This window comes from Endozoicomonas euniceicola (assembly GCF_025562755.1).
In the GTDB taxonomy this organism is placed as follows: domain Bacteria; phylum Pseudomonadota; class Gammaproteobacteria; order Pseudomonadales; family Endozoicomonadaceae; genus Endozoicomonas_A; species Endozoicomonas_A euniceicola.
Map to the genome: position 1 here is coordinate 972661 of NZ_CP103300.1, position 14645 is coordinate 987305.

A 14645-nucleotide genomic window follows, 5' to 3' on the forward strand; every position below is an offset into this window, starting at 1 on the left:
GGTTTTCAAGTGAGCGCACACAATAAAAATTTGCTTAGTACACCAGATTGATGGCGGAAGGCTCTGTGCCTTCCCGTCTTATATCCCCGCCCGCATTGGGCGAGGGTTTACGACGATTTTGCTAAAGGACATGCCATCTGCCCAAGTCGCCCTGATAAACATTGGGAGGAAACTCTAGTCCCGGGTCATAAATGCAATCTTCTTGCGGACGTACCGCACGTATAGAATCACGACAGAACATGCAATGAATCCGGATATACTCAGTCAAACAGCAAATTTTTCTAATCACCAAATTCAGACGTATGGGATAATCGATACGAAGAATATCGTATTCCCGAAGTGGGTGCTTGTCTGCTTTTTTGTTTGGACTGCGCCGATCCAACACTATGCATTGTGATAAATAGCTTTCATCCGCCCATCTCTCAGACTCGTATGCTGGATACAACATATAATTAGCACACTTTTGACCTGCCGTTAATACCTCTAAAGGTTCGTACTCTCCTTCCATGAACCTTCGTATATTGGAACTGAGAACACCCGCATGTGGTCCGTAGAAGTAGAAAAATTTTCCCGGTGGTACTCTGATAATGTCTGACTTTGCCAAAAAACCGGGTCTCTTCAGTTCGTAATTGCCATGGCACCGAATAGCCAGATTTTGAACTTTGCGGCCACCCGTTTTACAGGTAATTAATTGCACGCCGTTGGACAGACACACTTTATTTACTTTGGGTTTAAAGCGAAATAATGGCATGATGGACACCTCCAAATCACAAATTTTCTAATAGGTTTAGCACAAGTTACGGGCTTTGGTGATGAACTCTATCGATCAGTCACGAAATGAGACATTGAGATCACTATGAGCCTGCTGGACATCGGGAGGTGTCTCAAGGTTCGGGCTATACCTGCGAACTACTGCCCTATGCACGACATTAACCGTGTATTTGCTCACATAATCAAGTAAATCCTATGCACTCCGCTCATCCCGAGGTAAGGATGGAAAATACACACAATTAACATGGAGCATGTGAGCATTTTGAGCCATATTTAACGCCGTACCAGCCCTACTTTAGCGATAACTTCTGGGTCAACGGGAGCTTCCTTTCAGTTATGGATAGACAGGCTTCAATACTGGCGCTAATGAGATTTGCCAGACCAACCGTCAGCGTGATTATGTTCTTTACAAGTTACTGCTTCGCAGGGATCGGGTATGAAGACGTTCTTGATAACATCCATCCATTTCCAGTTGAACTGGATGAGTTATCCGTAAGTGGTTCACACCCAAAACTGAAAAAAACCTTTTTTATTGACTCAGAAAGTGGAAGTAAGACAATTATCAGACAATATACAGGTAATGTTTATACTGCGTATTATTTTCCAGATAAAAGTCAGAAAAAAACCCATTCAATCCGATTGAATCCAATTACTAACGATCTTTTGTTGATCATAGATAAGAGAGAATATCGCCTTATTCTTTCTTACTCAGAACACAATGCAGTTAATACTTATTTCAACCTGGCTCGGTTATTAAGCAAAACGTTCAGAGATATCAAAAATGATATTATATACTGTGTAACTAAAGAGAAAAATCAATGCCCAACAGGGTGGTTAGAAAAAACGAAAAACGCATTCACTTATCAGCCCTATTACACAAAAACCATACAGAACTACCATGAAACGGAATTAGACAATGGCTTAATGCAAATAGATTTCGATGAAGACAGTGTACTACTGACCAGGCATGGTAAAGGGATTCTTTCACAAGCAGATGACAAAACAAGGCAGCTGGCTCAAGACAGCAACGATAAAAAAAAACACAACAACAATGCGTATGACAACAAAAATGATTCTCGCAGGCAGTACAGGCAAGCCCCATCAAAGAAAAGAAAAGGCAATAAAGGTTCCTCTCTTAATTCTGGAAACAGCAATGATGAAGGCGGTGACGACAATCAAGAGCGACGTGATGATCATAAATACGACACCAATAGCCCTGAAGATGAAGAAACTCATAAAAACTACCATAACAGCAATTTTCTAACATTCATAAACCAGGCTTTAAGATTTGCCATTTCAGGGACGATAGACATTGATACAGCAATTATTGGTGCCATGAATCAATTCCTGAACCTTCCCCTCTCAGGCTCAATCAACAGGCTTTCAGCCTTCTTGCTGGAGAGGCTTTATCATGAGTACGGAATCTCAGGGGGTGAGATTACACTGGCCATGCGAAGGGTCAATAGAAATCTGGAGTTGCAGTTAGAAGATGAACCCAGCGATCAACCGAACAATTTTCTTTCAGCACTCATCAATGTACACACGGAGTCAGCAGACCGTTCATTTCAACCTTATGCACGACAAATATTGTCTATTTATTACAATGCCATTCTTGATGCTCCTCTTCTGGAAAGTACTCTTGATCATTTGCAGGAATACGGCTTTTCTCCGCAGGCGGTTTTAAATCTGCAACAGCATCAACCTCTCTTACCTGCAATCCTTAATGAAAGGTCAGCAGGAGCGGACAGATTATCCCCTCTTACCATACTGAATTTCATCAACCGTTTTTTTGATAGTAAAACCGGTTCCTTGCTGCTAATGACTATGATTTCTGGCTTTGTTTACGATCATTATTCAAACCTTCTCAGCCCGGACGTGTACTTTCATCGATTTGATCTTTATGCAACCGCAATAATTTGTCTGTTTGCCCAGACTATTCCTTCTTTATTGAACACTTTAAACCTGTTTGGGATTTTAAGGCAGGACGATGATCTGCCGCCGCAATTGGTTTTTTTCCTGATTAGCTTTAACACATTGAAAGATATTTTCTCTGCGCTGAGTACGGGTTCAGGTTTAATTGAAAATCCAATGTACACAAGACTGTTCCAGGGGTTGCATGTTCTGTTCAGTTCACTGTTCTCTTATTTTTTATTAAAAACAATCATCACCACTTCAGAGTCAGAGAACGATGAATATGAACGTACTTCGCCTAAAAACAGCCAGTTGTTACAATACACACTAATACCATTGACTATCAGTACTTTTTCCACACTCTCACTTTATTTCATTTCTAACTTTCTTAATTTTAATATTCCTTCTGAAAGTAATAATTACATCCTTTTTACCCTTTCAAGTCTGGCAAGAAACTTATTCTCCAACCAAAACAGCCCACAGGAAGAAGTCATTCGGGTACTCGCCTTTTTTTCTTTATCTCTCACGATCACTGCACTGTGGAATCAGCACCGTTATTTTAGGAATATCTGCTCTGACTCTGCCCAGTTCAGGGATAAGCTCAACATTCTTTGGAATAACCTTTGGGTCTTTTACCTCAATGCCGCTCTTTCAAGCTACACCTTTGTTATGTCTTTTGCTGATCGTGCCGGGAACAACCCCATGGTTTTTTATATCAACCTGATACTCAGCTTCATAAAATCCCGAGTATTTGAAAATCGTGTAAATGTATTAAGACGAGAGGCACTGACGAAACCGATTATTGAAAAAAAAAGCACTAGGATAAACAGGGACTTCAATAATAGCGTCAAACATGGCGATGGCAGCAATAACGTCTCAACATCGGGTTCAACAACAGTGGCTGAATCCATACAGTTTTTTTTTAACCAGTTTGACCAGGCAAATATCCGAAACCAGTATTACATAATTATGACGCTCAAGGAGAACTTCCCCCCCAGGCTCTATCACTTAATGCGCCAGATCGGCAACAGGCCCTCAACCCAGACCATTACACGCAGCTGCGTTTCCGATTTTCAGAATGCGGAGTCTTCGCGACCCGCAGCTACTGCGGATATATTTGCGCAAGGTACGACAGAAATACCAGAAGCGCCCCAAGATATCCCTTTGAGAGCCACCTCCCGTTTTCAGGTCATGCCGGTTACGGAAAACGATGAGGAGGTGAACACAGATAAGACAACAAATGCGGAAACAGTGATCGACATACCTGATGATGCTGGTAACGAAAGCGACACCAGCTTAAACAACAGAAACGCCACGGAAAAGCATGAATCAAACGGGTAACGGTTAAACTCCACTATGATATTTACGAGCGCAGTTAGATGATGACAACCCAGGCTGGTATAAACATCACCACTTTACTATCTTGACGTGAGTGGCTGACAGTGTGAGTTTGAGTCTATGGAGTACCATCGTTTGATTCATTTCCCCGATATGGGAAAGGCTGACTTGTTTGGCTGGTACAGGGCCAATCTCTATTCGAGGTGTATGGACAATGATGTTAAACGACCTGATCAAACAATATAATGGTCACCATGTATGGCAGTTTTCACATTTAGATTTTGCCTCTCTGGGAGGGGAATCAGATGGAGTTTGTGTAGCACTGTGCGCTAACTGGATAAGATATCATTCGCAGAATGACAGTCTGGCCAATTACATCGGCTACGAACAAAAGGAATATTTGAATACATTACTTGCCAAAGAGATGGCTCGTTTAAATAATTTTATTAACCATCAGGGCTATAGTCACTCCAGGTTAGATCTGTTTTTTGAAATGCACGGAATTTTCCCTCTTTACAGCAGCCATGAGCTAACCATTCTGTCGTATCCGGAAGAAGAGATAGTGGAAAAAATAAAATGTAGAAAAAGAAGGGCGATGTTCCATAAGGGGTATCAACCCGATATTGAGACTCAGATAACCAGTGCATTAATCGGGTTGGGTAACTGCTATGCCGTCATACATTTTTATGCCGGTTATAATGCAATGGCACTGACTTAAGACTTAATCCCTTGGCATGAAAGGCTTGCCCAAGAACAAATCATCTATAAATAGATGAAGTTAACAGAGCCCTCGAGCAAGCCATGAACAAGTCTAGCCCAGAATATCTAAAACTCGCTGACCAATGTCTGAAGCAGTTTGCACAAACATCTGAAGACGCCTTGGCTTCTCTACTCTCCACAGAGATCCTGAATGCCTTTGAGAAAAAATCGACCTCCAGAGTTAGAGATTATCCAGCCCTGAAAACCCTTACTCTTTTTATGCGTCAGGTGTCCAATGAAGACAAGTCCTGCAGAAAGGTTCTTGTACAGGAGTCACTTGAACAAGCAGCAAATGACGAAGTGTCCGACAAAACCAAGAATGACGCCTACTGCAAAGCACGTAAACGGTTGCCGGAAGATCAGGTAAAGTCATTGTTTCAGATTTCAGGAAAACGACTGGATGAAGAAAGCCCGGAATCATGGTTGTGGCACGGTCGGCGGGTTGTTATTGCCGATGGAACCACTGCTAATATGCCTGACACGACTGAAAACCAACAGCTCTATCCCCAGTCAAAATCCCAAAAAAAAGAAGTAGGGTTCCCTACTGTCAGGATGCTTGCCTTTATCACGCTGGGAAGTGGAGCTCTCATTGAGACAGCCATGGGAGCTTGTGAGGGAAAAGGCAGTGGAGAGCAATCTCTGATGATACAAATGATCCCGAACTTGAATGCTGACGACATTGTGCTTGGCGATGCCATTTTCGAGACGTATTTCATCCTGGCACTTTTGCTTATAGCAGGTGTTGACGGTGTTTTTGAAAAAAATGGTGCGCGTAAAATCGACTTCAGAAAATCCTTCATGAAACTGGGAAAAAAAGATGCTTTATTCAGATTGGAGCGTCCTCCAAAACCACCCTGGATGAGCAGAGAGTTTTACGATCAGTGGACACCGGATCACCTGATTATCCGTGCCATTAAAACGAAGAATCGTATCATCGTTACCACATTGATTGATGCAGAAGCATATCCACGCTCTGACATTAGCGCACTGTACACCAAACGCTGGAATATTGAGTTGGACTTCAGATCCATCAAAACAATTATGAATATGGAGATGTTGCGCTGTAAGACTCCAGCGATGGTGCGTAAAGAAATTTATGTTCATTTTCTGGTTTACAATTTGATACGGGCATTAATGGCGCGAGTGGCCAAAGCCACAGAGCAAGTTCCGAGGGATGTGAGCTTCAAGGCAGCAAAACAGACGCTAAATGGGGCTCGGGTTTTACTGTTATTCTGTCCAAATTGCACTCTCAACCAGGTTCAAGCTCAAATGATAGTTATCATTGGAGAACATAAAGTTGGAGACCGACCGGGACGATCAGAACCAAGAGCTGTAAAGAGGCGACCAAAGGCATTTAAAAAGCTCCAGCACTCTAGGGCTAAAGCTCGTCAACTCAATAAGTACAAGGGGTGAGAGCTTAAGTCAGTGCCATTGGGTTATAATGGACATACCATTGGTGTTTGGCTTGGCCGGTCCAGTGACCAGGCTGGAGATGCCTGTCTGTTCGATGCAAACATAGGAGAAGTGTGGTTTAGCAACCGTCAGGACTTCATCTGCTTTTTTCCACAATACTTCAGAAAGTATTACATACCTCTTGGCTTCATGGATAAATGGTATGTAATCCCCTTAGCGCCAGCCTGACCTCCACCTCAATCTTAGCCTGTGGCAACCAACTCTCCTGTCCTGTAATCCTGAAACGCCCGCTCAATCTCTTCACGGGTGTTCATAACGAAAGGCCCGGACTGAACCACGGGTTCATTCAGCGGCTCCCCTGCCAGTACCAGAAGTCCGCTCTGTTCACTGGCGGTCAGTTCCAGATCACCCGACTCGCTTAACACGGCCAGCGTTGACTCCCCGATGGAAATGACAGAATCACTTCCTGCAACATTCACTACACCCCGATAAACATAAATCATGACTTTGCCCGGCGTCACGGGCAGTATCACCCGGCCACCAGCGTCGACCTTAACATCGAGCACCAGCGCCTGGGTATCCTCCCGAACCGTCGGTGCCTGAACCCTGATGTCATCATTCTGCAATGCCCCCACCAGTACACGGCACTTGCCTTCAGACAACGGCCACTCCGGGATTGCGTCACGATCAATATCCATATACTGCGGGTCATCCATCTTTGCCTTACGGGGCATATTCAGCCAGAGCTGAAAGCCGTGCAGTCGATCCTGCTCAGGCACTGGCATTTCTGAGTGGATCACACCACGCCCTGACTTCATCCACTGCATACCACCGTTACCGACCTCCCGACGATTCCCCATGTGATCCTCATGCCGAAAACCTCCAACCAGCATGCAGGAAATGGTCTCTATCCCTCTGTGAGGGTGAGGAGGGAAACCGCCTCCCAGCGCATCTCTATGATCCGCTTGCAATTCATCCAGCAAAAGAAAAGGGTCCATCAGCTGGTGCGGGGGCTGACTCATAATCCGCTTCAACTGCACCCCCGCCCCATCGGAAGCAGGCACCGCATCGATACTGTGAACAACGCTTCTTGTACTATTCATTTAAACCACCAGTTGCTCAATGGTTTGTGCTGCACCCCGCAACGCTTTTTCCCGTGCGTCGTCACCCATTGCCAGCCCTTCCGCATAAACAAACTGAACGTCGTCTATGCCCAGAAAAGCGAGAAAATCCATAACATAACGGGTTTCCGTATCTTTTGGAGTGCCTTTATAAAGCCCTCCCCGGGTTGTCAGCACATAAGCCTTCTTACCCTGTAATAAACCAACAGGTCCCTTTTCTGTGTATTTAAAGGTAATGCCTGCCCTGGCAACATAATCAAAGTAAGCTTTCAGAGTTGAAGGGATACCAAAGTTATACATAGGCAGCCCCAGTACCAGAACATCAGCGCGCTGGAGCTCATCAATCAGCCCGTCAGACAATTCTGCCGCACGCCTCTGGCTGTCGGTACGCTCATCAGGCTGCACTGCAAACCCCTGAAAACTGTCCATATCCAGATGGGGCACAGGCTTTGCCGCAAGATCCCGATGAATGACTTCATAATCCGGCTGTTTCTGTAACAGTCGCTCAATAAAGGTCTGTGCCAGCTTTGACGATTGCCCCTCCTGGCCAAACAGGCTTGAAGTGATATTCAGAATGGTATTCATAGCGCGCTCCTATCAACGAGGTTGTTTTATTTATTTCCTTACCTGTTAATCTATCGTCGATTTTTACGATTTAAAAGACGAATTATTCGGGTGAATCTATCGAATTTTCAGAAGCTATTTTAGAAGCGGTGACGACTGACAACCCAGTACGCACATACAGTCTATGTTTGACCCGGAAGATCATATGACGAGGCCGGGGATACCTGCCTGTTTGATTCAAGCTTGGGAAAAATTATGGTTTAGCAGTTAAATAAAAATGCAACAATCGCAACATAACTTGTTATACTGACAACAACATAGATAGCCAGAGGCGTTTATTTTGTGGGTATCCACAACCAAACTTGCCAAGATTGAGGGCGTAACAACCCAGACAATAAGGCGAAAGATCGAAAGCGGTCATTACGAGAAAATAATGCAAACGAGCGGGGGTCACTACCGCATATTCATCAACCAGCAGAGGAAGATATGCTATGCAAGGGTTAGCTCAGGGAAGCAAAAATCTTCCATTGCTACGCAAAGGCGACGCTTGCTCGAAAGGCATCCTGACGCAGAATTTATCAGTGACATTGCCAGTGCTTTCAACTTTAAACGAAAAGGACTGCAAACCATTCTGGAATCAGCGATGTGCGACCATCCAACCCACATTGTGGTTACCACAAAAGACAGGCTCGCACGATCAGGATTCGAACTTATCAAGTGGCTCGTTGAATTATCAGGAGGACAAATCGAAGTTTTGGATGACTCGAATGGTTCCGGTGAAGCCTTTGATACCCATGAGCTTATCGGTTTCATTACCTCGTTCTGCAACAGCCACTACGGACAGCGTTCCGCTAAAAGGCGCAAAGATCGTAGCATCAAAAAGGATCAGAATTTACCCGGAGAATGAACCGGCCTACAGGGATGCACTTGCTCTTTACAGGCGTTCTTACAACCTGGCTGTAGAGCGGTTCCGCAATGACAAATACAAGGACGAAAATGGTAAATTTATTAATATGCGCCCGTCGATAAAGGCTCAGGTGGAGAAGGAGCAAAAAGACAATGGACGGGCTTATAACTCTATTATTTCAGATAATGGAACACTAGCGGCAGCGACAACATTCAAGTCTGTTTGCAGTAAAAACAAAAAACTCAAAGGGGCAAGTGAAGGTTTCTCAGAAATAAGTTTTAAGAGCCGTAAAGGAAGCAGGCACTCATTCTCTATTGATAGACTGCCAAAGGGATTGAACCCTTGCGTTAATGCGTTGGGCAGAATCCATCTAACGGAAGAAGTGCCTGCCGAAGCCATTGGTAAATCATGCGTTATTACCTGTGACAAAGGGCGCTGGTTCATTCAGGTTCAACAACACATAGAACTCAATGCCGATATCCAAGGCGCAGTGAGGTGTGTTGGGATAGACCCCGGAGTGCGAACTTTTGCTACCTGTTTCAGCGATAAAGAGGCTTTAATTGCAGGAAATGACTTTGCCAAAAAAAAGTTGTTCCCGCTTATGAAACGAGTTGACAATTTCATTGGGCAAAAACAAAAGATTCTAAACACCCAAAAAGGCATAAAGTTTCCTGACATGCCTCAGTGGGCGCAGGATCGTATTGTCAACTTTGACAAAGAGATTAACCGCCTTAAGTGCAAGAAAGATGACATTATTCTGGACTTGCATAACCGACTGGCGTTCGAGCTTGTATCCAATTATGACGTTATCTTTCTGCCGTCTTTCGAGACGAGGGGTATGGTCACACGAAAAGACAAAAAGGTGCGTACCATACGCCGGAATACCTGCCGCCAGATGCTAGATCTCAATCATTACGGGTTTAAGGTGCGTTTGAAGTGGTACGCCAGAAAGTACGGAAAGCACGTTGTGGATTGCAATGAAGCGTACACGTCAAAGACCCGCTCATGGGATGGCAGTATTGATGATCGGCTTGGTTCATCAAAAGTTATAAAAGGCAATGGTTTCACCGTTGACAGAGACATCAACGGTGCGAGAAACGTCCTTCTTAAAAATCTAACAAGGCAGCTTGAGCCTTAATCATAACAACGAATGTTGCGTTCGTTGCGGTTTTAATCAAGAGTCCCCATATAAACAGTGCTGACACCACTAACAGCATCAATAGCATTAACGCCTGCAATACAAGCGGTAAGCCCTGCTGCTGCCACAGCACCAAGGCCAACTTCAGCCACCTTGTTAACTACTCGTTGGTACAGTGGGCGAGAATCATGCGAGGGTGTATAAGCCTGACAAATAGGGCAATTTCTTTTTACCTCAAACCACCGGGTGATACAGCGCCCACAAAATACATGCGTTTTATGGCAAGGAAGAGTGACCGGCTCCTGCATATTATTACCAGAGCTAAGGCAAATACCGCATTTAATATCCATAATCCGGAGCCCCTATTTATAAGTAACGATTTAGTAACGTAGAGTGCAAAGTACCTGATAAGTTCAAAATAGTTCGTACAGTGTTCCGCAGAGCTTTCCCGTGTATCATCGCCCACGACCGAACTGAACATCGTTTATGGCCAGAAAAATGAGAAAGCCAGTGGCATAAAGAAGGGGGGGGAGCTGTCAATGGTGAGCCCCCTTAAGCTGTGCTGGTATTTATTTCACCGCTTTGCGAATCATATAGATGTATTGCTTGTCGGCTTCTTCACTGTGCAGCAACTCATGATCCAGAAAATTACAGAACTTTGGAATATCACGCTGGGTAGAAGGGTCTGTAGCGATCACCCTGACCACTTCGCCGGATACCATATCCCGAACCTTATTGTGCAGCATCATGACCGGTTCCGGACATAGCAATCCACAGGTATCGAGTTCATGTTGTACTTCAATATGCTCTGACACAGACTATCCTCAAAATTACTGCCCGGCTCCGTTACCAAAATAAACCAGCGACGGGCGAACCATAAGCCGTGATTTTCCATACTCAGCGAAACGTACCCGGCAGGCAGAAAGAGCACTATTGTAGCGACCAGCTGATCAGGTTGCACCCTGCCCGGACGTACTGCCGAAAAAGTACGTAAACGCCTCACCTGAAGGTTGATTTCATTGACCCCCGGCATGGTTATTAACACCTAAAGCTTATACAGTGTCCGGTTGGACACACCAATCAGGGACAACCCATGCATACTCCTCAGTCAGGCGTTACTCCGGAAGCCAATACCGATGCTCTGTTTCTTACTTTGCTGATAAACAAAGACCCTGCCAGTCTGGGTCGCATCCGGCAGACCAGTGCCATCATTCCTGAAATGACGACTAAACTGGCTAAACAGTACCCGGATGCCCGCCTGTCATCCACCGTTAGCTTTGGCAGCGACGCCTGGGACTTACTCTACCCGCAGTCCCGTCCGGAATCCCTGCGCCCGTTCCCTGAAATAGAAGATGAAGAACGTCTGGCACCCGCCACAGCAGGAGACATTCTGTTACACATCCGCGCCAATCGCCGTGATGTTGTGTTCCAGCTGATGCGTGACACCCTTGAACAGTTTGGCAACAGTGTCTCGGTTGAAGAGGAGGTACCCGGTTTCCGCTACCTCGATTCAAGAGACCTGACCGGTTTTGTCGACGGCACAGAAAACCCGACGGGTGACAGTCGTGCCAGCGTTGCCCTGGTGGGTGAAGAAGACTCTGAATTTGCCGCAGGGAGTTATATTCATACACAGCGTTACATCCACCACCTGCATCAGTGGAACGAGCAGCCAGTACCAGAACAGGAAAAAATCATCGGTCGCACCAAAGCGGACGACATTGAATTCAGCAGCGAAGAGAAAGCACCGACCGCCCACGTCAAACGCGCCAACATAAAAGACGCCAACGGTAAAGGTCTGGAAATCCTGCGTCACAGTATGCCTTACGGCAACAGTAAGGAAGCCGGGCTACTCTTTACCTCCTACTGCCGAACTCCAACGCATTTTGAACAGATGCTAGGGGCGATGATGAAAGCCGATGAGGCTGGACACTATGACCACCTGATGAATTTCTCTACCGCAGTAACGGGCTGTGCTTTCTTTGCGCCCTCTGTAGAATTTTTGAAAAGACACTGCCCTGCTTAAATAAAAAACTCAAAACGCATTCTTCAGGTGCATACTGAACCTCCATTTGAAGTTTCAGTATGCACAATGCAGAATCAATAAATATCATAAATAACATCAGCTATCAGCATTCATGCGACTTCAGAATCAGTCATCAGTAACAGGCTTTACCCTGAACCCCTGCTTCCTGATCAGATTAACTAAAAGTTTCTCGATACCTAAATGCTTCATACCCTTCCAGTACCGTTACTGATTTACCCTGATTCAACGAATAGTTCGCGAGAATCATATCGACAGGGCTGCCTGAAAAAAGCAATTCCGACTGTTCCTGAGGGCCTTCATACAGAAAGACACTTGGGTTAAGGCAGAGTGCATTTTGTGTAATCTCTGAATCCTGGCCATAGATTTCTGCTACTCTGGCCTGGAAAGCAGTAAACTCAGATTCACTTAGATGCAAGCCTGCACCCTGAGTACAATTAATTCTGGCTGGCTCTGGGGCGTTTTCAGTAACCTCTGGGATATCAAACACGAATGGATTTTCTAGAGCGACCCGCTGACACTATCAATGGCTTCCTTCAGTTTGGGAAAACTTTTGAAAAGTCTTTCTTCCGACACCCCCAGATGAGCCGAGCCAAACAGATAGCCTCTGATCTGTTGATGATGATCTGTGATTTGCCAGAGCTTAGAACTGATATTACTTTCCGGGTAAGCCAGCCCCGAGCACAACAATACTAATAAGCCAGCAAGTCGAATAAGGGTCTCTTTCATAGTAACACTTTCCCTTGAATAGTTCTCATAGGGGGTTTGACTCTGAGTATTTCAAGAAGTTTTCTTGTAAGAAGGAAAGTGTTATGAAAACTGACCTATTGGTTATGGCTCGAATTTTCAGGGAATCGGATCTGATAGTAGCAATCCCGCTCAGGACAACTGTCATAGTGGCAACTGTGTAAGGTGGGGAATAAAATTTGGGTATAACCCATAGCTAACCACATACCAATTCTGTATTATTGCCTCGGGTTTACCGAATCTTTGCACTGAACTGTTATCTGTGTCGTGTAAAAAATCGGACATGACTCAGGACCGGAGAATAATAAGAAGTGCGTTAGTACCGATCCAGGGACACAGTCTCCGGGACGTTATCATAAGAACACGAGAGCACCGCAATTCATGGGTCACTCCTGACCTAAATTGACCTGTATCAATACTCCAGCCCTGCGTATTACCCACAATAACCGAATAATAAGTACAAACCGAAGGTAACATGGAGTATGAGCACTGTTTTGCTACAGCCCGCTTACAACGATTCTCCTTACAACTATAAGGTTGTCAGGCAGTTTGCCATTATGGCAGTAGTCTGGGCCATCGTGGGTATGGCTGTCGGGCTGTTCATTGCCACACAGATGGTTTTTCCCGAACTCAACTTTAATCTGCCCTGGACCAGTTTTGGTCGGCTACGCCCCTTGCATACTAATGCCGTCATTTTTGCCTTTGGTGGCTGTGTACTGTTTGCCACCTCCTACTATATTGTCCAGCGTACCTGCCAGACGGCACTGGCATTACCAAAGCTGGCTGCTTTTACCTTCTGGGGATGGCAACTGGTCATCGTTCTGGCAGCCATCACACTGCCGATGGGCCTGACGTCTTCAAAAGAGTACGCCGAACTGGAATGGCCTATTGATATCCTGATTACTCTTGTCTGGGTGTCCTATGCCCTGGTGTTTTTCGGCACCGTCATGAAGCGCAGGGCAAAGCATATCTACGTGGCAAACTGGTTCTTTGGTGCTTTCATTATTACCGTTGCCGTTCTGCATGTGGTCAACAGTGCCGCCATTCCCGTTACCCTGACCAAATCTTACTCCGCTTACGCCGGAGCCATGGATGCCATGATCCAGTGGTGGTATGGGCACAACGCCGTGGGCTTTTTCCTGACCGCGGGCTTTCTGGGCATGATGTATTACTTTGTACCCAAGCAGGCTGAGCGTCCGGTGTACTCCTACCGACTGTCCATCGTTCATTTCTGGGCGCTGGTTGCTATCTACATCTGGGCAGGGCCGCACCACCTGCACTACACCGCGCTGCCAGACTGGGCGCAAAGTCTGGGTATGGTCATGTCACTGATTCTCCTGGCTCCATCATGGGGCGGCATGATCAACGGCATCATGACCCTCTCCGGGGCCTGGCACAAACTGCGCACCGACCCGATTCTGCGCTTCCTGGTGGTTTCCCTGTCGTTCTATGGTATGTCCACCTTTGAAGGCCCGATGATGGCGATCAAAACCGTCAACGCCCTGTCCCACTATACCGACTGGACCATCGGTCATGTTCACTCCGGTGCCCTGGGCTGGGTGGCCATGGTGTCCTTCGGCTCTCTCTACCACCTGATTCCACGGGTGTATGGCCGTGAACAGATGCACAGCATTGCCTTGATTAACGCGCACTTCTGGCTGGCAACCATCGGCACCGTGCTGTACGTCGTTGCCATGTGGGTAAACGGCATCACCCAGGGGTTGATGTGGCGGGCAGTGAACAACGACGGCACCCTGACCTACAGCTTTATTGAGTCAGTGGTCGCCAGTGAGTTTGGCTACATCGTCCGGGCTATTGGGGGTGCCTTCTTTGTCGCCGGCGTTGTCATCATGGCTTACAACGTTTACCGCACCAGCCAGCAACCGGCCCAGGATACTGAAGCCGATGCCAGTACTGAACCACAGGCCGTTTGAG

14 protein-coding genes are annotated in these 14645 nt (G+C 46.0%); 7 read left to right on the top strand and 7 right to left on the bottom strand.

Going from position 1 to position 14645, the window contains the following annotated elements; genetic code table 11:
- Nucleotides 1-121: 121 nt before the first annotated feature.
- The gene (locus NX720_RS03720; protein ID WP_262599484.1) at nt 122-751 is read right to left on the bottom strand and encodes a putative adhesin; all 630 of its coding nucleotides are present in this window, start codon (nt 749-751) and stop codon (nt 122-124) included.
- A gap of 356 nt (nt 752-1107) precedes the next feature.
- On the opposite strand from NX720_RS03720, the gene NX720_RS03725 reads away from it, so the two are divergent.
- The 3 genes from NX720_RS03725 (at nt 1108) to NX720_RS03735 (ending at nt 6192) form a co-directional block, all read left to right on the top strand.
- Entirely contained in the window at nt 1108-4023 is a 2916-nt protein-coding gene (locus NX720_RS03725) for a hypothetical protein (RefSeq protein ID WP_262599486.1), read from the top strand.
- Between the two features lie 211 nt (nt 4024-4234).
- A complete protein-coding gene (locus tag NX720_RS03730) occupies nt 4235-4738 on the top strand; it encodes a hypothetical protein (RefSeq protein ID WP_262599487.1) in 504 nt (167 codons plus the stop codon).
- 83 nt (nt 4739-4821) lie between these two features.
- Nucleotides 4822-6192, top strand: a complete 1371-nt coding sequence (locus tag NX720_RS03735) for an IS4 family transposase (protein WP_262598577.1) — start codon at nt 4822-4824, stop codon at nt 6190-6192.
- A 242-nt stretch (nt 6193-6434) separates the two neighbouring features.
- On the opposite strand, the gene NX720_RS03740 is transcribed toward NX720_RS03735, so the two are convergent.
- Both NX720_RS03740 and NX720_RS03745 read right to left on the bottom strand, forming a co-directional pair.
- A complete protein-coding gene (locus tag NX720_RS03740) occupies nt 6435-7295 on the bottom strand; it encodes a pirin family protein (RefSeq protein ID WP_262599489.1) in 861 nt (286 codons plus the stop codon).
- On the bottom strand, nt 7296-7898 hold the full coding sequence (locus tag NX720_RS03745; protein ID WP_262599490.1) for an FMN-dependent NADH-azoreductase: 603 nt from the start codon (nt 7896-7898) through the stop codon (nt 7296-7298).
- 412 nt (nt 7899-8310) lie between these two features.
- On the opposite strand from NX720_RS03745, the gene NX720_RS26975 reads away from it, so the two are divergent.
- Both NX720_RS26975 and NX720_RS03750 read left to right on the top strand, forming a co-directional pair.
- A complete protein-coding gene (locus NX720_RS26975; RefSeq protein WP_404831075.1) occupies nt 8311-8784 on the top strand; it encodes a recombinase family protein in 474 nt (157 codons plus the stop codon).
- Nucleotides 8672-9922, top strand: a complete 1251-nt coding sequence (locus NX720_RS03750; RefSeq protein ID WP_404831045.1) for an RNA-guided endonuclease InsQ/TnpB family protein — start codon at nt 8672-8674, stop codon at nt 9920-9922. Before NX720_RS26975 ends, NX720_RS03750 begins: the two co-directional genes overlap by 113 nt.
- A gap of 32 nt (nt 9923-9954) precedes the next feature.
- Here NX720_RS03750 and NX720_RS03755 read toward each other — a convergent pair whose 3' ends face one another.
- Both NX720_RS03755 and tusA read right to left on the bottom strand, forming a co-directional pair.
- Nucleotides 9955-10272: an RING finger protein gene (locus tag NX720_RS03755; RefSeq protein ID WP_262599493.1), complete on the bottom strand. Its 318-nt coding sequence runs from the start codon at nt 10270-10272 to the stop codon at nt 9955-9957.
- A gap of 219 nt (nt 10273-10491) precedes the next feature.
- Nucleotides 10492-10737 carry a sulfurtransferase TusA gene (gene tusA, locus NX720_RS03760; RefSeq protein WP_262599494.1) on the bottom strand — a complete coding sequence of 82 codons (246 nt, stop codon included), beginning with the start codon at nt 10735-10737 and terminating at the stop codon, nt 10492-10494.
- Nucleotides 10738-11015: 278 nt separating this feature from the next.
- Between tusA and NX720_RS03765 the strand changes: the two genes are divergently transcribed.
- Nucleotides 11016-11945: a Dyp-type peroxidase gene (locus tag NX720_RS03765; RefSeq protein WP_262599495.1), complete on the top strand. Its 930-nt coding sequence runs from the start codon at nt 11016-11018 to the stop codon at nt 11943-11945.
- A gap of 175 nt (nt 11946-12120) precedes the next feature.
- Here the strand turns inward: NX720_RS03765 and NX720_RS03770 are convergent, their stop codons facing one another.
- Together NX720_RS03770 and NX720_RS03775 are read right to left on the bottom strand one after the other, a co-directional pair.
- On the bottom strand, nt 12121-12453 hold the full coding sequence (locus tag NX720_RS03770; protein ID WP_262599497.1) for a hypothetical protein: 333 nt from the start codon (nt 12451-12453) through the stop codon (nt 12121-12123).
- Nucleotides 12454-12464: 11 nt separating this feature from the next.
- Nucleotides 12465-12692, bottom strand: a complete 228-nt coding sequence (locus NX720_RS03775) for a TraB/GumN family protein (RefSeq protein WP_262599499.1) — start codon at nt 12690-12692, stop codon at nt 12465-12467.
- A gap of 500 nt (nt 12693-13192) precedes the next feature.
- Between NX720_RS03775 and ccoN the strand changes: the two genes are divergently transcribed.
- Nucleotides 13193-14644 (top strand): cytochrome-c oxidase, cbb3-type subunit I, encoded by a 1452-nt coding sequence (ccoN, locus tag NX720_RS03780; RefSeq protein WP_262599501.1) that lies wholly within the window; start codon nt 13193-13195, stop codon nt 14642-14644.
- The last annotated feature ends 1 nt before the right edge of the window (nt 14645 follow it).